Source organism: Sphingobacterium sp. CZ-UAM, assembly GCF_002000245.1.
Classification (GTDB): Bacteria; Bacteroidota; Bacteroidia; order Sphingobacteriales; family Sphingobacteriaceae; genus Sphingobacterium.
Genome location: NZ_MTCM01000002.1, coordinates 23775 through 49134 on the forward strand (window position 1 = coordinate 23775; position 25360 = coordinate 49134).

Genomic DNA, 25360 nt, shown 5'->3' on the forward strand with positions numbered 1-25360 from the left:
GGTTTATTTGTTTAAAGCTGTCCAACAGTGAAATATAATCAAATGGCTAAAAATATATATCGCATACTTGTCCTGGTAATTATCACTTCACTTCTATTTACTGTGGATCCGATTGTCGAGGCAGTTTTCCAATTTAAGTACAACAAATTGTTTGAGGTAAATGAAGCACTTGTGCCAATGCATGAGCTGTATGGGGAGAAACGTATCCAAGCGGACAAAAATTTTCTGTATGGTATTGTTGGCTTTATTTCGTTGCTATTGTTTTTATTTTTATGGTCTCAAGAAAAACTAATCACTGTAAAACGAGTTGATTCGACTCCATTTAAATCTATTTTATTCAAGATTTTCTCGATCAGGCTTTTGGTCTTTTTTTTAATATTTGCCTCATTGATGATGAGTTTGGTAGTCTTTGAAACCGTATTCACTACATATATTACTTCAAGTAGCCTCTTGGCAGGCGGAGCAATATTATTCATTCTCAATGTGATGATCTTTTTACCATATTTAGCCTGTATTGGTATTTACGATGGACTTAGGTTGCATACATTTATCAAATTTAGTGGCGGTATGAGTGCTTTACTTGTCATTTGTATGGCAATCGGTATCGGTCAATATGCGGCAGGTGGAATTGCGGCGCTCTTATCTTCATTTGGATTTGCAAAAGCGATGAAGACCGAATATGAGGGTATAGCAGCATTTTTTGAGCTAAGTGGAAAGCCCCTTGGTGAGCAGCTAGGAAATCCGGCTCCCGAATATTATCCGGATACGCCGATAGGTAGGGGATCGGATATGGGCTCCCTTACTCCCAAAAATAGTATCGTAACGGATAAAATCGTTTTCTATGCACCGAAGGAAAAGTCAACTATGATTTTGTTTGCTTTGGGGTTTGTAGGTGTTCTAATTTCCTTTATTGGTCTTCAGCTGGTTGATTTTAATCGTTTTGAACTGGCCCCTATTTTCTTTTTACTTTTTGGTGGTATTGCTTTTTTGTTTGCAGTGCGTATTTTTATAAATAGAAGGAAAGCAGTATTGCTTGAGATTGATCAAGATGGCTTTCGCTGTATCGATATGGATCTGTCATACGCCGAATCTACGAGTAATGCATTGGATGTAATTTATAGATTATATATTTTTCCACGATATAAACGATTTCTGTTTACTGAGGTAAGAAGGTTTGAAATAGTATATGATACCGCTATTGGTTCGGTTTTACTTTTTTTTCCAATCCAAAGTAATAAGAGAATGATGGTGTTTTATTTTGATCAACACTATACGGTCGAGGTTATCTACAATCTATTGGAAGAAAAGAGAAAGGCCAAGGCTTTCTACGGAGCATTCAATAGTTGAATGTTTTATTTTGCTGGCTGCGGTCTTTATCGGGGTGTTTGGGCATGTACTTAGGATAATATAATCTGGTAGCATCTATTTTATGCAAATGTTTGGAAAGATGAAAATATGAGAAATAAGAAAATCTATCTTTTGATCATTGCAATTGTTATTACGGCCGCAATTGCGTTTTCTATGGGATATCGGATTCCGGAATGGTCTAAACACCGGGATTGGATTTTTATGCCCCAAAATAATGATCCATTTTTTGAAATCGAAAAAACGGGCATGGAAGCGGATAGGGTGTTTCAGGTGGACAATTCAAAAAATGATATTCTATTAGTAAAAATTGACGATGTTATTCAAGCGACTTTAGCCACTGAAAAAGGCAGGAAGATAAGGGAAATTGCCAAAACAAAAGATTTCTATATTGATTCACTGAATCAGCGATTTATCTTTTCTAAAGAGATTTTTAAAAACGATACACTCTTTAAAAAGCAACTGATAGGTATCCGTTTTTCTGATTATCATAAAGAGGAAGACCTGGTTCCAGCGGATTTTATCCTGGAGGAGACACAGTCGGAATTTTTGAAAAGGAAAAACTATCCTCAAACGAGCAATCCGACTGATGAAGAAAAAGAAAGGCTAGATGCTGCCTATATAAAAGAAAAAACAACGGAGATCGATTTTTACCGAACACTTTATCCTGTAACCAAAATAGGAATCGGAAATGATACGGAGACAGAATTCTATACCGATGCAAAAGGAAAATTATATACTGTCGGAAAGACAAGGGTAGGTTATAATGAAAGTATAAGGCCTAAAATTATTGAGTATGGCGTTCGACCTTATGAAATGGCGGCGAAACCAACCATAGAAAGCAATTTCATCCATTCGCATTACCTCAATATTTCTTTCAGACAACATGAGATCGAATACTTTAGTGTTAAATTTGGAGACAGGTATTTCAACTTTAGGTACAAGAATAAGACAGATGCTTTTCCTTCGCCCTTGTATTTTCCTAAAAACAACAAGGATACTCTTTTGTGTAGCATAAACCGGCAACTCTACTGGGTTTATCCCAAAGCGAATAAACTAAAAAAATGATTTTTGCTTTTGTGCTCCCACCTGGGCTCGAACCAGGGAGCAAAAGATTATGAGTTTTTTTATCGGTACCACATTACTAGATGCTAGAATGTTGGTTCTGTCTTGCAAAAGCAAATCATTAAAATATTTTTCAATTATCAAATATGGTCATGTTACAAAGTTTATGGTGAATGAGATTGAATTTAATAGCTAGATACAAAAAGGTTATTGTTAATTTAATAATCATGCCTTAACAGTAGTAATCTATATTCGCTAGCCGTTTTATGAAAGGAGGAATACGGGTATTAAAAATCACATGAGCATGTGATAGAAGCCACAATTGATTTTTCTAATTTCGTTGAGATTGTTGTAGCTCATATTTTAGAAGATAGAAATGACTTTTATTTATTGATAAATAATTGAAAATGCAATGAATATAGGAATTATTAGTGGTTTTTTTTTGCTGATTGTCTTAAGCGGTTGCAGAAAATATAATGAAGTTGTTGTTGGTCAGTATGGTAAAAAGGTACTTTCTGAAATCAACAGTAAAACAAGTAGTTCGGAAAGTAAGATTATGTTGACCTATGATAGGAATGATAGACTGGTCGGTTATACAACTACAGTCACTTTGCCGGAAAATACTTCTAAATCCCTTGTTACAATTAAATATAATGATGATAATTTTATTTCAGAAATAAATAGTAATGAGGTCTATAAATTGAAGTTTTATTATGAAAGCCCGGGTGTGATTGAACATACCGAAGAATTTGACCACAAAGGGCGTGTTGTGGTTACGCACTCTTATCATTATGATATGAAAGGATTTTTGAAAGAGATTATAGACCGTCTACATTTGGGAGACAATGAGGGAACTTTTATTAAAAACTCTTATAATTATGATCAAAACGGAAATCTTACAGTGGTCATGGCTGCTATTTTGCATCCGGGCTCGAAGAACTTTGTACCATGGCGTGAGACTTATTATAAAGAATACGACAATAAAATTAATATTTTGCCCTTGTCCATGAACCATCCATATATTGTGTTCAATAACCTTCCACGTCACAATTCGAGAAAAATTACAAGTATAGACACTAAAACTGGCGCAATACTATCTATTTTTAAGAATGAATATGTTTACGATGACTATGGTTATCCGCTATCATTGATACAACGCGGATATTTTGGGTCAAGTGAGTTGGTAACAAAAACAACGTACAAGTATAAATAACATTATATCGGGATCTCGATGTAAGAATATATTTAGGAGACTTGGTAGCTATTATGATAAACAAATAGCAATGTGAAATTTTCTGGCTATTATGGCTGGCAGGATATAAATAAAAAATCAAGTGGATAAAAATACTTTTCATCAATGAAAACTGATGCGTAGAAACAAAAAAATCGCTTTCTTGTTCAGATAAGCGATTTTTTTTGTGCTCCCACCTGGGCTCGAACCAGGGACCAAAAGATTATGAGTCTTCTACTCTAACCGACTGAGCTATAGGAGCAGGTCGTTTGTATTGTCAATTTTAGTTTTGTTAATACTGTTTTGACGATGCAATTATCGATATTTGCATCGGTATTTCAAAATAATTCGATGGAAAAAATTAAAAATATTGTTCTTGATTATGGGAATGTAATCTTCATGATCGACTTTATAAAGTTGAAAGGTGCTTTTACTCAGTTAGGTATAGCGAATGTTGACGAAGTTTTTGGGCATCATGGTCAAAGTGCGCTTTTTGATGATTTTGACAAGGGAAAAATTGATGCTAGGCAATTTCGGGATGGAATTCGGGAAATCACTAAAAACCATGCCTTGACCGATACGCAGATTGATACGGCCTGGAACAGTTTGCTGATCGGGGTTCCTGAAGGATATCACGAGTTATTATTGTCATTGAGAGATAAGTATCGCACTTTTTTGTTGAGTAATAATAATGCGATCCATTATGCTTATTGTATGAAAGCTATTCAAGAAAAATATGCTGTTGCTGACAATTCGGGATTTTTTGAAAAAACCTATTATTCGCATTTGGTTGGCATGCGTAAGCCTGACGCGGAGATTTTCGAACTGCTGATGGCGGAGCAGCAGTTGAAGCCAGAGGAGACGTTGTTTGTTGACGATAGTCCCCAGCATTTGGCTACCGCAAAACAATTGGGCTGGCATACAGCGCTGTGTACCAAGGAAAAACCATTGCAATTGATACTGGAGGAGTTCGGATTATTATAAAAATTATTTTTCTTTTCATATTCGTGGAAATATTGTACCTTTGTCCCACTTTAAATTTTAAAAGCGACGAAAGGAGGTATATACAACGCATGATTATCGTAAATGTAAAAGAAGGAGAATCTTTAGATAGAGCATTGAAACGTTTCAAGAAGAAATTCGAGAAAACTGGTGTTTTAAGAGAGCTGCGTTCACGTCAAGCTTATGAAAAGAGATCTGTAACTCGTCGCATTCAAGTGAAAAAAGCGATTTACAAACAATCTTTGAATCAAGATGTGGCTAACTAATTGATTCGTTGAGAATTTAAAAATATAAAGGGAAAAGCATTGCTTTTCCCTTTTTTTTGTGCTTTTAAGTTTGTAATTTAAGGATAGTATAGCGAGGGAATTTATGTTGGAAAAGGAATTTATCCGGTATTTGCAGATTGAAAAGAGATATTCAGAACATACGGTTATTGCGTATCGGCATGAACTTGAAATGTTTCAATCCTTTTTGACCGTAGAAGGCTTGGCGGTACCGGATGTTGTTTATCGGGATCTACGTCATTACTTTGCTCAGATGATGGAATCAGGTAAAAATGCAAGTTCGGTCAATCGAAGCATGTCTTCGTTGCGTACCTATTTTAAATTTCTGCAACGCGAAGGATGTCTAGCTAAAAATCCGATGGCACTGATCAAGGCGTTGAAAACTGCGAAAAAGCTACCTGTTGTTGTGGAAAAGGAAAAATTGGTTCAGTTGCTGGATCATCTGGGACAAGAGCAAGAAGACTTTGAATCCTGTCGGAATTACCTGGTGATGGAATTGCTTTTTGGGACAGGTATTCGCTTGGCTGAATTGTTGAAAATTAAGGAGCAGGATATTGATTTTTTTAATAAAAATATTCTTATATTAGGTAAAAGGAGCAAGGAACGCCTTGTTCCGATAAATGATCTTTTGGTAAAAGAATTGAAAAACTATTTGCAACAAAAAGCGGCGCAATTTGTTGATACTAATAACAGCTTACTGATTGTTACAAAAGAGGGTAAACCAGCTTATGCCAAGCTTATCTATGATATTGTGCATCGGCATCTGACCCTGATTTCCACACAAGGTAAGCGCAGTCCTCATATTCTGAGGCATACATACGCCACCGCTCTATTGGATAATGGTGCGGATTTAAATGCAATTAAAGAACTGTTGGGACATGCCGGACTTGCCGCAACGCAAGTGTACACGCATAACTCAGCAGAACGATTGAAGTCTATTTATAAACAAGCTCATCCAAAAGCTTAAAAAAAGGAGGAAAAATGAACATTACTGTGCAATCCATTCGATTTAATGCAGATCAAAAGCTTATCGAATTCATTAAAAAGAAAACGGGAAAATTAGAGCAGTTTTTGGATTCAATCATCGGTGGTGAATGCTACCTGCGATTGGAAAATGTCGATGACGAGGCAAATAAGATTTCAGAAATCAAACTGAATATTCCGGGGAGCCAGCTTTTCGCAAAAGGGCAGGCGAAGAGTTTTGAGGAGGCGACGGATATCGCGGTGGAGTCCTTGCGTAGACAGATTAACAAACATAAAACAAAGACAAAAAATACAATCGTTAGCAACCGCAAAGAAGTACTTGCTGTAGAGGAAGAAGAAGAGGAAGAATACGATTAAGATATAATATATACATTGTAACGGAGGAGGTCAATCTAAATTGACCTCCTTTTTTTTGAAGGTGTCTTGCCGTATGAATTGCTATAGATTTTTATGCGTTGACAATTCGGTTTATTTTTATAGCGCTGTTTAGCCGGTCAGGGCGATCGCTAACTTTTAGCAATTAATCATATGGCAAGGGGCAGTTTGTTCGCTAGTATAAGCACTAAAACTGCTTATTTATATTAAATCAAAATAATCACTTGTTTTACTTGGATTGATTATAAATAATATTTATTTTTGAGCAGTTTAAAAGATAAGGGTAATAAAGATGTCAGAATTGGTTTGTCCATTAGCGCATGTTGAAGAAGTGTTTGCCACTGCAGCGGGTAAAGTTTATCAATGTAGTCGTAAAAATTGCTTCTGGTTAGAATATAACAATGAGACTACATCATTTTCGGTTTCAGACTTTTTGAAATTCAAGAAACGTGTGGATATGATCGATATTGAACGTATGATTCATGATACTACACGTTCGTCTGATTTTGAAATTATTATGCCTTTTCGTACGGAAAGATGTTTTATTCTTGCTGTAGAAGATGTGCTTCAGCTTCGCGAATTGCTGGATGGGGCTAAATTTATGATGGAATTAAATTCGGTTATCAGAACCTGTTTACAGGTCTCGCCCTTTGCTGTGTCAGCGTAAGGAGGAGTTCTTAATATCCTATTTTCGAAAAAGCGGTGTATATCCTAGTAGATATACACCGCTTTTTCTATTATGCCAAGTACTTATTTAAATTAAAATTAAATAAGTACGCTAGGGTGCCATTTGTGTATTTATTGTGATTCAGTATTTGCTAGACCTAATTATGCGCCTATAATTTAAATTTATGGGTTATTGAAAGTGTCGATGATCGGTATTTGTAATTGTATTGATTCTAAACAAGTTGTGGTTTAATTGTCTAATTTAGACTGAATTTGTATTGCATATAATGTATACAGATTTTCGAAATGCGATGTATCTTTGTAATGTAATCAGATGATAAGGTGTATCACCTGATCTTGTTTTAGAAATTAAACTTAAGGTAAATATGAAAGATTTATTGAAATTAAAATCTTCTTTGAAAGAAGAGATCGAAAATATACTGAATGCACAGATTAAAGTTGAAGCACATTCTTCAGCATTATATTTAGCAATGTCTTCATGGTGTGATGACCAAGGTTTGGAAAATGCTGCTGATTTTTTTGCAAAACAGTCCAATGAAGAACGTGAGCATATGTTGAAACTGTTCAACTATATCAATAATCGTGGCGGCCGTGCAATCTCTCCGGAAATTACGGGAATTCCACAGGATTTCGAATCCTTCCGTGGCGTATTTGAGCAAACGTTGGAGCAAGAAATGTTTGTAACAGAGCAATTCAATAATATTGCAGACAAATGTGCAAAAGCTAAAGATTATGTGACATTTAACTTTGTACAATGGTTCTTGGAAGAGCAAGTAGAGGAGGAATTTGTTGCAAGACGTATCCTGGAATTATTTGATGTAATTGGTGAAGATGGTACTGGCCGTTGGGAAATTGACAAGCATCTTGTTAAGGTTAGCTTCGCAGGCGAGTAACAAATTATAAAAAAATTAGTTGAAAAAACGAGTTGTTTTCCTGACAGCTCGTTTTTTTTTTATACAAAATCACAAGTTTTTACGTTAATAGCTTAAGAATTCTTATATTGAATTGTATTATTGCAAAGTCTGTTTGATGAAACTAAGGGGCGGGAATATCATCCGGTTTATACTTTTGTTATCTATTATAAGCTTGTTTTTTCTGCCAAGTAATTCGTTTGGTCAGGCGACAAAAAAAGAAGTTTATGGAATTGTTATAGATACAGCTGGCAAGCCTCTCAAAGGTGTCAATGTACATTTAACAAGTTCCCGGGATACGTTGTTTTCATCCACTTCAGAGACCGGATATTTTCATTTTGCACGCGTTTTAGGTAACGATATCCGGATAAGCTGCAGTCAGATAGGCCTGAGTATCCTAGAGCGTAGCTATCCACTTTACAATAGCAGTACGGCTAAACTGGATGTGGGAAAATTGACCATGTTTCCACATGTTTCTTTGTTAAAGGAGATTGTTATTCAAAAATATAAACCTATTGTCTATAAGCAAGATACTGTACAGTTTAACTTAGATGCCTTTCAATTTGATAGACGTGCTCTTTTGGAAGAGGCGCTTAAAGCCTTGCCAAATGTACAGGTATCTCGGGATGGATCTGTTTACGCTTTCGGAAAGGCTATTTCTTCTGTAAAAGTTGATGGAAAGCGTTTTTTTGGTGGAGATGTCCTGACGGCTACACGAAATTTACCTGCCGATTTTGTGAAAAGTGTGCAGGTTATTGATTTTTATGGCGACGAAGCCACGGCCAAAGGGATCAAAAGCACCGAATCCGAAAAGATATTGAATATTGTACTTCGGGAGGATAAGAAAAAAATCACTTTTGGACAGGCAACATTGGGCGGAGGTACTGCTGACCGCTACCTTGGAAGTGTCGGCATAAATAGATTTGATAATGGGAAGGAATATTCTATTGTATCCTCCATAAATAATACCAATACCAATCTGTTTTCTTTTGGTTCTCCCAATGGGGGCGAGCGGGAGCGGGAAATGGGCGAGCTGGCAGATTTTGCCGATCCTACAGACGGTGTCAATAAAATAGGTTCTATTGGCGCCAGTTTTTCCAGCCCATTATCAAAGAATGTCAATGCGAGTGGAAAATATTCCTTCACACAGCGTAACAATTATACCGTAGGGAATTCGTTTTTACAATCTATCTACGGATCTGGAAAAGGAGTGAATACTTCAATCAGTAATTATGAAGACTATCGGATAAAATCTGTGGACCGGACACATAAGATGGACTGGGATTTTGATATGAAACTATCGCCTAAAGATCAATTGAAGCTCTCTCCCAAACTCTCCTGGACCAATTCGACAAGCCGAACATTAAAAGATCGACGGATAAAGAACAATAGATTAAGCAGTACCGGTCATTATGAGTCTGCGAATAGTACGGAAAGTCCGGCAGCAGCCCTTGACCTTTTCTATACGAGGAGTTTTGATAAGCCAGGCCGAAAGATTTTATATACATTTCACAGCGATTTCAATGCGTTGGATAAGGACGAAGTACTGCGTGATAACAATAGGGGGATAGACAGTACGATGGCACCACCTAAGATCACCGAGACCTTTGTGAATCAAACGACCCGAACGGATAACGAGAGCAAAAATATTCAGAGCCGGCTATCCCTTGTCGAACCGGTGGATCTGGGCGGTGTATTGGAGATCAACTATGACCTGGATTACACGAAAATAGATGCCAGCCGCTCAACTTTTGACCGCAAGGATCCTGATAAGGAACCTATATTGATCGATTCGCTCAGCCTGAAATATAATTATTCTTTTGCCAGTAATAAGGTTGGGATGGTTTATCGGCAGGATATGGGTAAAAACATTAAGGTGAATTTTGGCTTTGCCGTTCAAGCTTCAGAGTTGAAGGGAGAGCTAGCAGGTCAGTCCGATCCAACCTCCTATCCGAATGTAAACTTTGTACCCTCAGCTGGATTGAAATGGAGATTTACCAAGGAGGAAGATCTCTCGATAGATTATTATGGACGTAATAACCAACCTAGTTTCTACCAGATACAACCGGTGGTCGATAATACAAATACGCAAAATATTATTATTGGTAATATAGATTTAAGGTCAGAGTTTGCAAATACAATTGTTTCAAAATACCGCAAGTCAATGACAGGCAAAGGCCAGTACTTTGAAGCGAGTTTTGCCTATAATCTGGTCAACGATAAAATTGTTGCTGACCGTACCATAGAGCCTAATTCAACCATACAAAAAACAACATATCGGAATACGGACGGTTATTTTGATATCAAAAGCTATTACCTTTTTACGGCTTCCCTGTTCTCGGATAATTTGCAGATGAGTCTCAATGGAAATGGGGACTATTATAACAATATCTCCTTTATGAATGATAAGAAGAGCTTTGGTGGACATATTCTAATTACACAGGCCATTCAATTTCGTTATGCCTGGAATGATATTTTTGAGGCGGAATTAAATGGTAATTACTCGTTGAACCGGGCAACTTTTGACTGGCCAGTACGGGATAATATCACAGCGCATTCCGGAATTGTCGGACTCGGTTCCAAGGCTTATTTGGGAAAGCATTTTACGATGGGGCTGGAGCTATCTCAAAAGTTTAATGCGGGGTATTCAAGTTCATGGAGTAATATTAGTCCAACGATCATCAATGCTTACATGGAATATACTTTCGGACGGAATAATCTGGGCATGTTGCGGTTTCAGGGCTTTGATTTAATGAACCAGAATACGGGAATATCCCGTGCTGTTGTAGGGAATGATATATTGGACGTTCAAAATAATCGTCTGGCCCGTTATTTTATGCTATCACTCAATGTCCGTTTACAGAAATATCCGAAGAAATCCTAAAGAGGTCTCCATTAATAAGGTGTCAATTTTAAATATGCCCTATAACATATTGGAGTGCAGGAGGCTGATCGGATAAGTTGGGGCTGGCATCGTAGGATGCTATCTACTATTGATCTTAAAACGAGAGAAATAATTATTTAAAGATGAAAGCAGTTGTAATAAGCAGGGCAGGAGGTCCTGAGGTACTCAGGGTTGAAGAGTTGGAACGTCCAAAGATTGGAGACATGGATGTGTTGATCGAGGTCAGGGCCGCAGGTGTGAATAGACCTGATGTTTTTCAGCGAAAAGGAAATTATCCTGCGCCTGCTGGGGTTGATCCGCGTATTCCTGGACTGGAGGTAGCTGGCGTTATTGTGGAAAAAGGACCGTCGGTCGTTGACTGGAATATAGGTGACCGTGTATGTGCGCTGGTTGCCGGTGGTGGGTATGCGAGTTATGTTTCTGTTTACCAGGGACATTGTCTCCCTATTCCGGCCAATCTGAGTTTTGAAGAAGCGGCGGCACTCCCTGAGACAGTATTCACCGTGTGGGACAATGTCTTTCGCAGGGGAAAACTACAATCGGGGGAACACTTCCTGGTGCATGGTGGAGCCGGCGGAATCGGTAGTACAGCTATTCAATTAGGGGTATTATTCGGTGCGGAAGTTTATACAACTGTTAGTTCGGAAGAGAAAGGTCTTTTTTGCCAATCACTAGGTGCATCAAAAGTAATAAACTATAAAACGGGGGACTTCCAACAGGTATTGGCCGACTTGGGAGTTGATGTGATTTTAGACAGTATAGGTGGTGCCTATTTCGAGAAAAACATCAATCTCCTAAATCCCGATGGTCGCTTGGTCTATATCAACGCCATGGAAGGAGCTAAAGCAGAAATCAATCTGCTCAAATTGATGCAAAAGCGGATTATACTTACCGGAAGTACATTAAGAGCAAGAGATCGTCAATTTAAAGAAACATTACGTAATGAGATCTGGGATGAGGTATGGCCTAAGATCATTTCAGGTGATTTTAAACCCAGGCTGTTTCGTGTATTGCCTTATCATGAAGCCGCAAAGGCACATCAACTCATGGAGGATTCGAATCTGTTGGGAAAGATTGTATTAAGTTTTTGATTTTTGATAGTTAAGCGGCGTCGTTCCCGTGATATTCTTGAAATATTTATGAAAGCTTGAGAAGTTTTGGAATCCGGATTCAAAGCAGATCTGCTTGATCGTTTGTTTATTTTCGAGTAATAAATTACAGGCTGTCTTTACACGCATCTCAATTAGAAACTGAAAAAGTGTCTTACCGATCTGTGATTTAAAATAACGGCAAAATGAATTGGGAGTCATTCCTGTCAATGAGGCTAGTTCCTGTAAGCGGATCTGATCCCGATAATTTTCACCGATGTAGTGCATGGCTATGCGCATGCGATCTGCGTCCTGATCCTGGGACTGGATTGTAAAGCCTTTGCTGGTTAATAGATCAGGGTGCTCATCCGCTGCAATGCAAGTTAAGATTTGCAGCAGATGGATGATTCTTGCTGTACCGGACATATTAAGTATTGCATCAATATGTGTTATGGTCTCAGCCCGGATTGATCGGGAAAGTGCGATACCCCGTTTCGAAATCCGTATCAAGTCTTTGATGTGTTTGTTTTCGGGCAGATTGATGAATTCATTTCCCCAGAAATTTTCTTTAAAATGCAGTACCCGTATATCTGCCGCCCGTGGATTTTCCTCTTTTAGGTAGATTTCATCAAACAGCCAATAATGCGGGAGATTAGAACCTACCAGTGTAATATCTCCAGATTCAAAACGACGAACGCTGTCGCCAATAAATTGTGTGCCCGAGCCTTCTGCAAAATAAATCAACTCAAGTTCTTCGTGATAATGCCAAATGTTGTGGTATTGTGGTGTATTATCTCTTCGCGCATTGAATGAATGTGTGTGATTGTTGTTTAAATGCAGTAACTGTGCTTTCATAACTATGAAATATATGCATTAAAGTTACGTATTCTTGTTAAGGTATGGTAATATAGCTTAATAAATTGATAATATACTTGAATATTGTCTAGGATTTTTAGGCTTATTTTACATAAAATAACTACTTTATAACCATTTGAATATATGACTAACAAAAAGAGTTACACATTTGCCTTGATTTTGGTGACCTCCTTGTTCTTCTTCTGGGGATTTATCCATAACCTTGACCCGATCTTGATTCCACATTTGCGGAATGCTTTTAGTTTATCACATTTCCAGGCTTCTTTGGTCGATTCAGCGGTATTTATCGCTTATTTCGTGATGGCAATCCCTGCAGGAATTATTATGAAACGTTATGGCTATAAGGCCGGTATTCTGATCGGGCTGTTATTTTTTGCGCTGGGCTGTTTTATGTTTGTTCCGGCAGCGAATACCATCAGTTACGCTTTCTTTTTGGGTGCTTTGTTTGTGGTTGCATGTGGTTTGACTATACTGGAAACGGCGGCTAACCCATATGTGGCGATATTGGGAGATCCTGCAACATCTGCTCAACGACTTAATTTTGCGCAGTCATTCAATGGTCTGGCGGCTTTTTTGGCTCCTATATTTGGTGGTAAATTTATTTTGTCACACGAACCGAAATCACAGGAAGAGCTTGCACAAATGGCTGAACAGGCAAAACAGGCCTACATCCAATCGGAAACAGCTTCTGTAAAAATGCCTTACCTTGTTTTGGGCGTATTGATCCTGTTGATTGCAGCTTTGTTCTTCTTTACCAAGCTGCCTGACATCAAAGATGATGAGGAAGAGGGTAAAGCGGGCTTTTTCCATGCCTTGAGACATAAAAATGTAAGATGGGCGGTCATTGCCCAGTTTTTTTATGTTGGTGCTCAGGTCTGTATCTTAAGCTTTCTGGTGCTATACGCGACAGAAGTAGCGGGGATATCAGGGAAAGATGGTGCGGACTATGCTGGTTTTGCAGGATTAGCATTTATGTTAGGCCGATTTATTGGAACCTTCTTTATGCGTTTTGTTTCAGCATCTAAACTGTTGATCATATATTCATTTGTGACGATTGCATTATCACTGTTCGTTATTTTTGGAACAGGTGTACAAACATTATATGCCTTGATCGGAATCGCATTTTTTATGTCCATCATGTTTCCAACTATTTTTGCCTTTGGTGTTCAGGGGATCGGTGCGGACACCAAATCTGCTTCCAGTCTGATTGTAATGTCAATCGTCGGCGGTGCTTTTTTGCCGCCACTTTTGGGTTTAATATCGGATGAAACAGGTCACTTTCAATATGGCTATTTCGTACCGCTCGTATGTTTCATTGTAGTATTGGCTTTTGCCTTTCAGAATAGGAACGTGAGCATCGCCGAAACAGAAAATCTTAAATCACATTAATAGATTGCAATGAAAAAATATGTCATGGCGCTGGATCTTGTCAATGATCCACAATTGATCAAAGAATATGAGGATTACCACCGTGCGGTATGGCCAGAAATTAAACAATCGATTCTGGATGCTGGGGTAACTCAAATGGAGATCTATCGTTTTGAGAATAGATTGTTTATGAATATGGAGGTTGATGAAGATTTTTCATTTGAGCGCAAATCTGCTATGGATGCCGCCAATGAAAAAGTTCAGGAATGGGAGCAGCTGATGTGGAAATATCAGGCCGCTATTCCGGGGTCCAAACCAGGTGAAAAGTGGGTAATGATGAATAAAATATTTGAATTAGTATAAGTTATGGCCATACAACGCTATTTACAGATCCATCCAATGGATAATGTCCTGGTTGCATTACAGGACTTGGCTGAAGGAACAACAATTGTTTTCGAGCATAAAGAGTTTACCTTGAAACAAGCCGTTGCGGCCAAACATAAGTTTACGATTCAGCCCATGAAGCAAGACGCCGAAATATTGATGTACGGTGTTTTGGTTGGGAAGCTGAATGTTGATTTGGAAGCTGGAGAGTTGATTACAACAGAAAATCTACGTCATGCTTCCGAAGATTTTAGGATGGGGGATCGCAAGACCGCCTGGATCAAACCGGATGTTGCTGCATTTAAAGATAAAACATTCAATGGTTTCCACCGTTCGAATGGTACGGTCGGAACGGCCAACTATTGGTTGGTTATTCCGCTGGTATTTTGCGAGAACCGGAATGTATTGACATTAAAAGCTGCTTTCGAGGAGAAACTTGGTTATAAGGTCAAAGCCAATAATTACATCTCCGAAGTAGAAGACTTGATCGGATTATATAAATCCGGTGCGGATGTAAACCAAATTTTGGGACAGGATTTATTGGCTAATTCGGCGTCAAACGAGCAGGAACGTTTGTTTAAAAACGTGGATGGCATTAAGTTTTTGAACCATGAAATGGGCTGTGGTGGTACACGCATGGACTCTGATGCGCTATGCGGTTTGTTGGCAGGATATATCACACATCCAAATGTGGCAGGTGCGACGGTATTGAGCTTAGGTTGCCAACATGCCCAAGCCTCCATTTTAAAAGCGGAAATCGAGAAAAGGGATCCCGGGTTTGACCGTCCTTTATATATTTTTGAGCAGCAAAAGGAGGGGACCGAAAAAGAATTGATGCAAAAGGCTATCAAAGCAACCTTTGCAGGCATGATGCAAGCTGACCAAAATGAACGTAAACCAGCCACGCTAGATAAGCTATGTATCGGCTTAGAGTGTGGTGGATCAGATGGTTTTTCGGGTATTTCGGCCAATCCGGCACTTGGTTTTGTTTCCGATATTCTAGTGGCTTTGGGTGGTTCTGTTATTTTAGCTGAATTTCCGGAGTTATGTGGGGTGGAACAAGAACTCAGTGACCGTTGTATCGATGAGCCTACTGCCGAGAAATTTATGAGCTTGATGCGTACCTATAATGCGAAAGCAGAAGCAGATGGATCGGGTTTCTATATGAACCCATCACCAGGTAATATCCGTGATGGTCTTATTACGGATGCGATTAAATCGGCAGGAGCGGCAAAAAAGGGTGGGACGTCACCTGTGGCTGCGGTAATTGACTATCCGGAATTGGCCAATGGGCCGGGTTTGAATTTGCTGTGTACGCCGGGTAATGACGTGGAGAGTACCACAGCAGAGGTTGCCGCAGGTGCTAATATTGTCTTATTTACGACTGGTTTAGGGACACCTACGGGAAATCCGATTACGCCCGTTGTAAAACTATCGACGAATACGAAGACTTTTGAAAAAATGCCTGATATCATCGATCTTAATTGTGGTACCATTATCGAAGGTACAGAGACCATTGAACAGGCGGCGCATCGTATCCTTGATTATGTAATTGAAGTTGCTTCAGGCGAGGTTAAGCCTAAAGCAGTACTGTTGGGACAGGATGATTTTATTCCTTGGCGAAGGGGCGTTTCTTTGTAAAAAACCAATAAATCGAACATAATGAAATTAAAACATGTCATCTGCAGCTTGGCTTTGCTCATCGGATCACTCTCCTCTGGTTATAGTCAACAACAGTACCAGCCAAGTCCTGAAAATTTAAAAAATAGGGAATGGTTTGAACAATCTCGATTCGGGGTCTTTATCCATTGGGGTGTCTATAGTGTGTTGGGGGATGGTGAGTGGGTCATGAATAATCAGAACATCAGCCTGGATGAGTATGCACTCTTGCCCAAATTTTTTAATCCCATTTCTTTTGATGCAAAAGAATGGGCTAAATTATTTAAACAAGCTGGGGCAAAATATATTACATTCACGACAAGGCACCACGATGGTTTCGCCATGTGGAATAGCCAAACTTCGGATTATAATATCGTGAAAAAATCGCCATTCAAACGCGATATTGTAAAAGAGTTGGTTGCAGCATGTCATGCCGAGGGGATAAAAGTCATGTTTTATTATTCATTGCTTGACTGGAAGCGCGATGATTATCTACCTGCAGGTAAAACGGGAGGAGGCATCGCTGGGCGTGATTCTACAAAAGGTGATTGGAATCATTATGTCCAATTTATGAAGAGTCAGTTGACTGAGCTTCTTACAAGTTATGGTCAAGTTGATGGAATTTGGTTTGATGGTCATTGGGACAAACCTAAAGAAGATTGGCATTTTAAAGAAATCTATGAGTTGATCCATAAGTTGCAGCCGCAATGTTTGGTGGGCAATAATCATCATTTAGCTCCTTTTGAGGGCGAGGACTTTCAGATGTTTGAACGCGATTTACCCGGAGAAAATACCACAGGATTTGGAACAAGCGCACATGATGTGGGTAAATTGCCCAAAGAGGTTTGTGGTACCATCGCTGGATCTTGGGGTTTTGAATTGAAAGACCGGACCCGTAAATCGTTCAGAGAGGTATTGACTTACTTGGTTAAAGCTGCAGGCCATGGTTCAAACCTGTTACTCAATGTAGGACCGATGCCTAACGGGGAGATTCAGGATTATCAACAAGATCGCCTAAAAGATCTCGGTAAATGGCTGGCTGTTTATGGTGAGACTATCTATGGAACTGAAGCCGGAGGGGTACCACCTACAGACGATTACGCGTTGACGCGAAAAGGAAATCAGGTGTACCTGCATATCCTTAAACCTGAAAAGAAGGAATTGTATATTGCCAAGCTTCCCTATCAGGTGAAAAAAGTAAAGACATTTATCGGCAATAAGGACATTAAATTTAGTAATAAAGATAATAGTTTACGACTGGATTTGCCGGCAGCGACTGAAGAGGCAAATCTAGTTTTAACACTAACAATTAAATAACAATGGGAAAATTAGAACAGAAAGTAGCTGTTGTTACAGGCGGTGGTAGTGGGATTGGTCGTGCTATCAGTGTGCAATTTGCTACAGAGGGAGCGAAAGTCCACATTCTGGATTTAAATGAAGAAGGTGGGAATGCTGTAGTAGCAGAAATTTTGGCTCTAGGTGGGCAGGCAGTGTTCAATCGTTGTAACGTAACCGACCAAGAGGAAATTATCGGCATCGCTCAACATATCGGGAAAATTGATATTTTAGTGAATAATGCTGGAATTGCTCATGTCGGCAATTTGGAAAATTGTAAATCCGAAGACTTTGAACGCGTGTTTAATGTGAATGTGAAAGGTGCCTACAATGCGTTATATGCTATCGTGCCGATCATGAAAGCACAAGGTTCAGGAGCTATTCTTAATCTCGCTTCGATTGCAGCTTGGGTAGGAATTACGGATCGTTTTGCCTATTCGATGAGTAAAGGTGCGATCTATGCGATGTCTTTGTCGGTAGCGCGTGATTACATGGCTTTTGGTATCCGTTGCAACAGCATCTCTCCAGCGCGTGTACATACCCCTTTTGTGGATGGTTTTATCGCAAAGAACTATCCCGGTCAAGAGGCTGAAATGTTTGAAAAGTTGTCTGCAAGTCAACCAATAGGGCGTATGGCACAACCCGAGGAAATTGCGAAATTGGCACTTTTCCTTTGTAGCGACGACGCAGGATTTATTACAGGGAATGACTATCCTATTGACGGTGGTTTTATTAAATTGAATAACTAAGTGTTAGATTTGAGGCATTAGATTCTCATATCTCAAATATAAAAAAATATGAAATTAATACGTTTTGGAGCCTTTGGCAGAGAGAAGATTGGAGTTCAGGTTGACGGAGTAAACTACGATGTAAGTGCATTTGGTGGTGATTACAATGAGCAATTTTTTGCGGAAGATGGCTTGGCTCGTTTAGAGGAATTTGTCAAGGCTAATACAGGTAAACTGACTGAAATCCCACAAGGTGAGCGTATCGGGGCACCTTTTGCCCGTCCATCTAAAATAGTTTGTATCGGACTGAATTATATGGATCATGCCAAGGAAACAAATGCACCGATTCCTGCTGAGCCTATTATTTTTATGAAATCCACTACTTCATTAATAGGACCATACGATAATGTGATGATTCCTAAAGACTCTGTAAAGACGGATTGGGAAGTGGAATTTTGTATTGTAATTGGTAAAAAAGCCTCTTATGTAGAAGAAAATGAGGCTTTGGATTATGTTGCAGGGTATGTACTTCACAATGACGTATCTGAACGTGAGTATCAACTGGAACGCGGCGGAACCTGGGATAAAGGAAAAGGCTGTGATACATTTGCGCCTATGGGACCATTCATGGCCACGAAAGAGGAAATCAAGGATATTAACAATGTACGTATCTGGTTGAAAGTTAATGGTAAAACTTATCAGGACGGAAATACCAAAGATTTAATATTTTCAATTGCGCATGTTGTTTCCTATGTTTCTAGATTTATGACCCTATTACCGGGAGATGTGATTTCAACAGGAACTCCTGCGGGTGTAGGTCTTGGATTTAATCCTCCTATTTACTTAAAACCTGGTGATGTGATTGAATTGGGCGCAGATGGACTTGGCGAATCACGTCAGACGGTGGTTGCTTATTCAAAAAATTAATTTATCTCCTATTTTAGGTTTTATTATGCGCATAGATACCCATCAGCATTTTTGGCAATTCGATCCTGTGAGAGACAATTGGATTACAGACGAAATGAGCGTTATCAAACGGGATTTCACGCCATTGGATATTCAGTTTGTATTGGAACGAAATGGATTTGCAGGTAGTGTGGCCGTTCAGGCTGATCAATCTGACGCGGAAACGAATTATTTGGTTCAGCTGTCCAAAAGCCACCCCTTTATCAAAGGTGTGGTCGGATGGATTGACCTCCAGGCCGAAGATATTGAACAGCAGTTGAAAAGTTACAAAGAACTACCGGTGATCAAAGGCTTCCGACACATTGTTGAGGGAGAATTGGATCCGGATTTTCTGATTCGCCCCGCAGTGTTGAATGGGTTAAAAGCATTGGCCAAATTTGGTTATACCTACGATTTACTGATCCGTCCGCGTCATTATGAGGCTACATTACAATGTGTTCAGCAAAATCCAAATCTTCAATTTGTACTGGACCATATTGCCAAACCTCCGATTAAATCAAGGGAGTTTGATGAGTGGGCTGCGTTTATCGATAAACTTGCTGCCTTTTCAAATGTGGTGTGTAAAGTTTCGGGATTGGCTACAGAGGCAGATTGGTCGGGTTGGAAGTTGGATGACTTCAAACAATATCTTGACCATATTTTCCTACGTTTTGGAAAACAAAGGATTATGTTTGGATCGGACTGGCCTGTATGCCTGTTAGCGGCCTCCTATGAGGAAAGTATCGCTATCGTTGAAGACAAGTTGGGCGAGTTTACAGAAAAGGAAAAAAATGCGTTTTGGGCTGAGAATGCCATACGTGTATATAATCTATAAAAAAGACTTCAGTATGCATGAAAGGGAAGGAATGTATACTGAAGTCTTTTCATGGCAGATAAATTGAGTCTAATCAGCTCGCTGCCATTGGAATAAGCTTTAATCAATAACCAGTGAAACAAGTTCGTTGATGTAGAAAACAGACGCTCATCAATGAATCATACAATTCAATAAAATTATTATGGATCTTCATTTAAAAGATAAAGTAGTTATTGTTACAGGTGGTGCAAAAGGGATAGGGCGCGCTGTAGTGCATGCCTTGGCCAAGGAACAGGCTATTCCTGTTATTGTGGGACGTAAGCAGGCCGACAATGAGAAAGTCAGGGAAGAAGTGAAACAGTTTGGTATTGATGCTTTGTGTATCGAAGCTGAATTGTCCAAACCGGAAGATTGTGCTAGAGCAGTACAAAAGACACTCGAGGTTTATGGCCGTATAGATGGTTTGGTAAACAATGCCGGGCAAAACGATGGAGTAGGCCTAGCTTCGGGCAATTACGAAAAATTTGTGGCTTCATTGCATAAAAACCTGATCCATTATTATTTAATGGCGCATCATGCATTGGATGCATTGAAAACATCTAAAGGAAGTATTGTCAATATATCTTCCAAAACAGGGGAAACAGGGCAAGGTAATACATCTGCCTATGCTGCTTCCAATGGCGGACGAAATGCATTGACACGCGAATGGGCGGTAGAACTATTGCCTTATTCAATTCGTGTCAACGCGATTATTGTTGCTGAATGCGCTACACCACAATACGATACCTGGATCCAGACTTTGCCGAATCCGGAGGAAACATTGAAGAAAATTACGGACCGCATTCCATTCGAGCATCGAATGACGACAGCGGAAGAAATAGCAAATACAACCGTATTCTTATTGTCTGACAAGTCAAGCCATACAACGGGCCAATTGATCCACGTCGACGGCGGTTATGTGCATTTGGACCGTTCGATCATCAATGAGCAATAATCGATCTTTATCTGTCCACTTGTCGTTAAAATTCTGCTGGAAAAAGGTAGTATTTCGCAATAGCTAAAAAGAATGCTTACCAGGAGAAGGGAGTCATTGGAAAAGAATTTAAGCTTAAATAGTCCTTGTTCGGTACGCGGACAAGGATTTTTTATTGCTAGTTTTTATTTGCGGTTAATTTATGTCAGGACGGGACAGGCGAATGAATAGGTCGTTCCGTTGGGGGCACCTATTTGGGTGTTTTAGATGTTTTCGTTTATAAGTCTTATTAGGTGTCAACTTAATTAAGGAGGGGGCAATTAAACAAAAAAAGCCTGTTCAGAAGAACAGGCTTTTTTTGTGGTGCCACCTGGGTTCGAACCAGGGACACAAGGATTTTCAGTCCTTTGCTCTACCAGCTGAGCTATGGCACCAGTTGACCTTTTATTTAAATCTGTGATCATCAGATTGAAGCGTGGTGCCACCTGGGTTCGAACCAGGGACACAAGGATTTTCAGTCCTTTGCTCTACCAGCTGAGCTATGGCACCGCTTTTTTGCTATGGGTTTGTTCCCCTATTGCGATGCAAATATAGTGTGATAATTTGAATTCTAAAATTTTTATGGAGATTATTTTCGCTCTTTTTTCGAAAGTGTTGATTTTGATCGAGATAAAATTACAAGAAACTAACATAGAGGAAAAGGAATAAGCTGTATCTTTGCATTTCAATAAATAGCGATGAGTAAAAGAGGAAGAGTTTTAGTTGCAATGAGTGGAGGGGTCGATAGCTCCGTTGCTTCTGTCATGCTCCACGAACAAGGATATGAGGTCATAGGTATCACGATGAAGACCTGGGATTATGCATCTGCAGGTGGTTCATCCAAGGAGACGGGATGTTGTAGCCTCGACAGTATCAATGATGCTCGTACATTAGCCGTAAACTATGGTTTCCCGCATTATATATTAGATATACGCGATGAGTTTGGAGACTTTGTAATAGATAATTTTGTTGAGGAATATATTGCTGGGCGTACACCCAATCCATGTGTTCTTTGTAATACCCACATCAAATGGGAAGCGTTGATGAAACGTGCTGATAAATTGGATTGTGAATTTATCGCTACGGGACACTACGCCAATATCCGTATGCACGACAATGGCCGTTATGTCATATCAAAGGGTAAGGATGAAAATAAAGATCAGTCTTACGTCTTATGGGGCGTATCGCAGGAGAACCTAGCTCGTACACAGTTTCCGTTAGGATCTTTCACGAAAAAGGAGATCCGTCAAATGGCGCTCGATATGGGACAGAAGGAGCTTGCCAATAAATCGGAAAGCTACGAAATCTGTTTTGTGCCAGACAATGACTACCGTGCGTTTCTGAGACATAAAGTACCTACATTAGATCAGCAGATCGGTCCGGGTAATTTTATCCTTTCAGACGGAACAGTTGTCGGTAAACATATTGGGTACCCGTATTTTACCATCGGCCAACGTAAAGGTTTAGGCATTGCTTTGGGTAAACCCATGTTTGTGATCGAAATTCTCCCTGAAAGCAATACGGTGGTATTGGGGGAGGAGCATGAGCTTGAAAAATCACATGCCTATGTGCGTAATGTGAATTTTGTCAAATATGCGGGTCTTGACCAGCCAATGGAGGCAATTTCAAAAGTACGTTATAAAGATTCAGGAGCTTTGTCGACGATTTCGCAAGAGGGTGATAAGGTACGTATAGACTTTGTGCATAATGTAAAAGGTATCGCGCCGGGACAATCAGCCGTATTCTACGAAGGAAATGACCTTTTAGGTGGTGGTTTCTTGATGAAATAATAAAAGCTGATCTGAAATTCAGCATAAGAATTCTAATCCCTATACTGTAAATACAGTATAGGGATTTTTATTTTATAAGGGGTGTAACGTTCTTGCTATTCTATTTTTATTCGGGATTTCTAAGGTTGTGTGCTGCTATTATGCCGGCAGGATTTAAGTCAACCGAATTGAGAAGTAGGGCATAACTACTTCTTTTTTCAAGATAGAGAGTCGAAAGCGATACCAAGATGGTATCGTAATTTTTATCAGGTGAATCAAAGGTGAGTGTTGTGGCCTCATGCTTTTGATTATCATATCGTGTTAATTCGATTTCGTGGGAGCCAATTGTTAGCGCATATTTTTGATCAAAAGATAAGGCTACAATTTCAATTTTTAGGATGATAAGGTTACATGCCTTAGGCCAATAGAAATTTTGTTGTGTGTTCAATTCGGGCAGTTGTACTGAGGTGGTTCCCGTAGCAGCAAAAGTCACATTGGTATCGAAATAAAGATAATCATAGATGTGGCAATTCTTATTGAATTGAAAGCCGACCAGTCCCTGGATATTTCCTCGAGCGATTCTTTGTTCTCCGGGGTCGTATTTTCCATTACCAAGCAGTACACGTTGCATACGTCTAACCAGTCTGTTGTGCATGCCGCTGTCATGTATGTTTTGATGCACAGCATTGAAAGCCCGGCGGATTGTTGCACCCGCTGCGCTCGCGGTTCCGAAATCGGAAGCAGCAGCTTCAGTCCACCTTGTTTGGCGTATTTTGTCCAATGACTTGGACTGCACGACATTTTTGTCTCCAACTTTACGATTGACCAAATTTCTAATTTGACCTCTCAGATATCCATTTTCAATTATAGCCATACCTAAAGATACGCTTTTAAATTTCTTTTAGGTAATTTATCGTAACTTTTGCGAAATTTAAAATCGTGAAGTAAGGGGCTTTACGAATTTTGAAATTAGTGGTACTTCAAGATAATGAAATTGCTAACAGATAGCACTATGGTTCGCTACTGACTTAGCTAAGATAGCTTTTACATCCGATTAAGAAAGGTATTGTGTGGGAGGTGCTTCTGAGATTATATCAGTTTGCGTGCGAGGTAAACTCGGTGTCAACACGGAGTGAACACGGACTCAGCCCGGAATAAGGTGGTTTAGGATGTTCGTCTGTTATGTTTGTTCCCTGTGGGTGAAATGAGATAAACCTGATCTCTTGTAAATATACAATGCGTTTTCTGTTTTTCGTTTTTTAAGGACATTTTTTTTGAACGGTTTAGTATACGTATGTATTATAGTTATTTCTATGTGTATAGAAAATATTTACAATTTATTTTTATTTGTTTGTAAATACTTTATTTTTGTATTTATAAACTATACTAATATAATTATGGTAGAAGAACAGCCAATAAAAAGGCAGTCGGTCTGGATCTGGGACGAAGACTATCCTTATTCATTAGATACTAATGAATTGCAAAATCCAATAATTGCGCTTGAAGATGTGTTTTCAAATTATTCTTTGGTTGATTGTCAATATCTATTATGGGAATGGAAGCATTGCCACTACCGACCCTATCTCTTTTCGTTTGGCAATGGTATACATACGCTTTATCACTTCATGGGTAAAATACAAAAGCTCCTTAATGTAGGCTGGTTAATCGACAAGGAGTTTGGTTGTGCTCAACTTTTAGTTGCCAGCGATAACCTTGCTTTCCAAGAATTCAAGGACAATAATTATTGTTCGTTTTTTACTGAGTCGAATAATAGCTTGAAGTCAGTGATTACTACAACTTTTGATCAAGAAGAAGGGCTTCAGGGATTCATGAATGTATTGCGGCATTGGTGGGAGATGGGAGTGGGCTGGCGGCATCTGGATGTCGGTGACCGATGTAATGTGGGAAGTGAAATTCCTGAGTTTAGGCGACTTACCCTAATGGTCGAAATAATGAATTTTATTTATAGAAGTAATGGAATGAAAGAGTCACAAAAAATGAGAGAGTCACAAAATGTGTATGCCTGCAGTAGCTATCTTTCTTTGGAGGAAGGGAGGCAGCCCGTAAAGACAATAATGAGAATATTTAATAAATGGGAATATGAAGATTTAAAGGAATTTCTTCGAAAATTATTTTATACAATGGAATCCCATGGAGGTCTTGAAGAAGGAATTATGGGGGATAGGGGGGGTATAGCCCATACCTTTCACAAATTGATAGATCTTGCTCACCAGCTATCATTGAACAATGAAAGCTTTTTTGGGGATGTAAAACACTTTATAATGCATGAAGTTTCGGAGTTTGAGAATTTTTGGACGGATTATGATAACCCTCCCTTTCATCATTTACCAAAAATGGACTTAGATTACTTGGTCACTAAGTTAAAAGGCATTAAATATGACTTACTTCATCGAAATCTTCATGAATTTATGTTGCTTTTAGTTGGCCCCGAAGACGAATTTACAGATAATTATACTCGTGTGATTTCTTTGTTTCAAGGGTTAGAGGAGTTGTTGGAAGTTCTCTATCTCATTATGTTGAGCCGTGTACAAACAGAATGGTAATTAATTTTA

23 protein-coding genes and 3 tRNA genes are annotated in these 25360 nt (G+C 39.2%); 21 read left to right on the forward strand and 5 right to left on the reverse strand.

Annotation, left to right across the window (positions count from 1 at the left end; all coding sequences use genetic code 11):
• Nucleotides 1-42 precede the first annotated feature (42 nt).
• The 3 genes from BWD42_RS10380 to BWD42_RS10390 all read left to right on the forward strand — a co-directional run bounded on the left by BWD42_RS10380 (nucleotide 43) and on the right by BWD42_RS10390 (nucleotide 3643).
• Nucleotides 43-1347: a hypothetical protein gene (locus tag BWD42_RS10380; RefSeq protein WP_077435999.1), complete on the forward strand. Its 1305-nt coding sequence runs from the start codon at nucleotides 43-45 to the stop codon at nucleotides 1345-1347.
• A 108-nt stretch (nucleotides 1348-1455) separates the two neighbouring features.
• Nucleotides 1456-2433, forward strand: a complete 978-nt coding sequence (locus BWD42_RS10385) for a hypothetical protein (protein ID WP_077436001.1) — start codon at nucleotides 1456-1458, stop codon at nucleotides 2431-2433.
• A 409-nt stretch (nucleotides 2434-2842) separates the two neighbouring features.
• Complete coding sequence (locus BWD42_RS10390; RefSeq protein ID WP_077436003.1) at nucleotides 2843-3643, forward strand: hypothetical protein; 801 nt, start codon at nucleotides 2843-2845, stop codon at nucleotides 3641-3643.
• A gap of 206 nt (nucleotides 3644-3849) precedes the next feature.
• On the opposite strand, the gene BWD42_RS10395 is transcribed toward BWD42_RS10390, so the two are convergent.
• Nucleotides 3850-3923: transfer RNA gene (locus BWD42_RS10395), tRNA-Ile, on the reverse strand.
• Between the two features lie 89 nt (nucleotides 3924-4012).
• Between BWD42_RS10395 and BWD42_RS10400 the strand changes: the two genes are divergently transcribed.
• The 8 genes from BWD42_RS10400 (at nucleotide 4013) to BWD42_RS10435 (ending at nucleotide 11900) form a co-directional block, all read left to right on the forward strand.
• Nucleotides 4013-4645: an HAD family hydrolase gene (locus BWD42_RS10400; protein WP_175992024.1), complete on the forward strand. Its 633-nt coding sequence runs from the start codon at nucleotides 4013-4015 to the stop codon at nucleotides 4643-4645.
• An 89-nt stretch (nucleotides 4646-4734) separates the two neighbouring features.
• Nucleotides 4735-4929 (forward strand): 30S ribosomal protein S21, encoded by a 195-nt coding sequence (rpsU, locus tag BWD42_RS10405; protein WP_046672133.1) that lies wholly within the window; start codon nucleotides 4735-4737, stop codon nucleotides 4927-4929.
• 103 nt (nucleotides 4930-5032) lie between these two features.
• On the forward strand, nucleotides 5033-5914 hold the full coding sequence (locus BWD42_RS10410) for a tyrosine-type recombinase/integrase (RefSeq protein ID WP_077436007.1): 882 nt from the start codon (nucleotides 5033-5035) through the stop codon (nucleotides 5912-5914).
• A 14-nt stretch (nucleotides 5915-5928) separates the two neighbouring features.
• Nucleotides 5929-6288 (forward strand): ribosome hibernation-promoting factor, HPF/YfiA family, encoded by a 360-nt coding sequence (gene hpf / locus BWD42_RS10415; protein WP_077436009.1) that lies wholly within the window; start codon nucleotides 5929-5931, stop codon nucleotides 6286-6288.
• 310 nt (nucleotides 6289-6598) lie between these two features.
• Nucleotides 6599-6973 (forward strand): DUF6686 family protein, encoded by a 375-nt coding sequence (locus BWD42_RS10420; RefSeq protein ID WP_077436011.1) that lies wholly within the window; start codon nucleotides 6599-6601, stop codon nucleotides 6971-6973.
• Between the two features lie 385 nt (nucleotides 6974-7358).
• On the forward strand, nucleotides 7359-7886 hold the full coding sequence (locus BWD42_RS10425) for a ferritin (protein ID WP_077436013.1): 528 nt from the start codon (nucleotides 7359-7361) through the stop codon (nucleotides 7884-7886).
• 136 nt (nucleotides 7887-8022) lie between these two features.
• Nucleotides 8023-10788, forward strand: a complete 2766-nt coding sequence (locus BWD42_RS10430) for a TonB-dependent receptor (protein WP_077436015.1) — start codon at nucleotides 8023-8025, stop codon at nucleotides 10786-10788.
• 143 nt (nucleotides 10789-10931) lie between these two features.
• Entirely contained in the window at nucleotides 10932-11900 is a 969-nt protein-coding gene (locus BWD42_RS10435) for an NAD(P)H-quinone oxidoreductase (RefSeq protein ID WP_077436017.1), read from the forward strand.
• Here the strand turns inward: BWD42_RS10435 and BWD42_RS10440 are convergent.
• The gene (locus BWD42_RS10440) at nucleotides 11889-12752 is read right to left on the reverse strand and encodes an AraC family transcriptional regulator (RefSeq protein ID WP_077436019.1); all 864 of its coding nucleotides are present in this window, start codon (nucleotides 12750-12752) and stop codon (nucleotides 11889-11891) included. The two genes, BWD42_RS10435 and BWD42_RS10440, sit on opposite strands and share 12 nt — an antisense overlap.
• Nucleotides 12753-12896: 144 nt before the next feature.
• On the opposite strand from BWD42_RS10440, the gene fucP reads away from it, so the two are divergent.
• The 8 genes from fucP (at nucleotide 12897) to BWD42_RS10480 (ending at nucleotide 21000) form a co-directional block, all read left to right on the forward strand.
• Nucleotides 12897-14162 (forward strand): L-fucose:H+ symporter permease, encoded by a 1266-nt coding sequence (gene fucP, locus BWD42_RS10445; RefSeq protein WP_077436021.1) that lies wholly within the window; start codon nucleotides 12897-12899, stop codon nucleotides 14160-14162.
• A 9-nt stretch (nucleotides 14163-14171) separates the two neighbouring features.
• Nucleotides 14172-14504: an L-rhamnose mutarotase gene (locus BWD42_RS10450; RefSeq protein WP_077436023.1), complete on the forward strand. Its 333-nt coding sequence runs from the start codon at nucleotides 14172-14174 to the stop codon at nucleotides 14502-14504.
• Between the two features lie 3 nt (nucleotides 14505-14507).
• Nucleotides 14508-16166, forward strand: a complete 1659-nt coding sequence (locus tag BWD42_RS10455) for a UxaA family hydrolase (protein WP_077436025.1) — start codon at nucleotides 14508-14510, stop codon at nucleotides 16164-16166.
• 21 nt (nucleotides 16167-16187) lie between these two features.
• On the forward strand, nucleotides 16188-17501 hold the full coding sequence (locus tag BWD42_RS10460) for an alpha-L-fucosidase (protein WP_077436027.1): 1314 nt from the start codon (nucleotides 16188-16190) through the stop codon (nucleotides 17499-17501).
• Nucleotides 17502-17503: 2 nt separating this feature from the next.
• On the forward strand, nucleotides 17504-18268 hold the full coding sequence (locus BWD42_RS10465; RefSeq protein ID WP_077436029.1) for an SDR family NAD(P)-dependent oxidoreductase: 765 nt from the start codon (nucleotides 17504-17506) through the stop codon (nucleotides 18266-18268).
• Nucleotides 18269-18316: 48 nt separating this feature from the next.
• Nucleotides 18317-19174 (forward strand): fumarylacetoacetate hydrolase family protein, encoded by an 858-nt coding sequence (locus BWD42_RS10470; protein WP_077436031.1) that lies wholly within the window; start codon nucleotides 18317-18319, stop codon nucleotides 19172-19174.
• A gap of 25 nt (nucleotides 19175-19199) precedes the next feature.
• Nucleotides 19200-20027 (forward strand): amidohydrolase family protein, encoded by an 828-nt coding sequence (locus tag BWD42_RS10475; protein WP_077436033.1) that lies wholly within the window; start codon nucleotides 19200-19202, stop codon nucleotides 20025-20027.
• A gap of 181 nt (nucleotides 20028-20208) precedes the next feature.
• Complete coding sequence (locus tag BWD42_RS10480) at nucleotides 20209-21000, forward strand: SDR family oxidoreductase (RefSeq protein ID WP_077436035.1); 792 nt, start codon at nucleotides 20209-20211, stop codon at nucleotides 20998-21000.
• Between the two features lie 340 nt (nucleotides 21001-21340).
• Here the strand turns inward: BWD42_RS10480 and BWD42_RS10485 are convergent.
• Nucleotides 21341-21413 (reverse strand) — tRNA-Phe (locus BWD42_RS10485).
• Nucleotides 21414-21455: 42 nt separating this feature from the next.
• A tRNA-Phe gene (locus tag BWD42_RS10490) sits at nucleotides 21456-21528 on the reverse strand.
• A 188-nt stretch (nucleotides 21529-21716) separates the two neighbouring features.
• On the opposite strand from BWD42_RS10490, the gene mnmA reads away from it, so the two are divergent.
• Nucleotides 21717-22808, forward strand: a complete 1092-nt coding sequence (mnmA, locus tag BWD42_RS10495; protein ID WP_046672147.1) for a tRNA 2-thiouridine(34) synthase MnmA — start codon at nucleotides 21717-21719, stop codon at nucleotides 22806-22808.
• A gap of 106 nt (nucleotides 22809-22914) precedes the next feature.
• On the opposite strand, the gene BWD42_RS10500 is transcribed toward mnmA, so the two are convergent.
• Nucleotides 22915-23661, reverse strand: a complete 747-nt coding sequence (locus BWD42_RS10500; protein WP_077436037.1) for a hypothetical protein — start codon at nucleotides 23659-23661, stop codon at nucleotides 22915-22917.
• A gap of 523 nt (nucleotides 23662-24184) precedes the next feature.
• Between BWD42_RS10500 and BWD42_RS10505 the strand changes: the two genes are divergently transcribed.
• Nucleotides 24185-25351 carry a hypothetical protein gene (locus BWD42_RS10505; RefSeq protein ID WP_139351115.1) on the forward strand — a complete coding sequence of 389 codons (1167 nt, stop codon included), beginning with the start codon at nucleotides 24185-24187 and terminating at the stop codon, nucleotides 25349-25351.
• The last annotated feature ends 9 nt before the right edge of the window (nucleotides 25352-25360 follow it).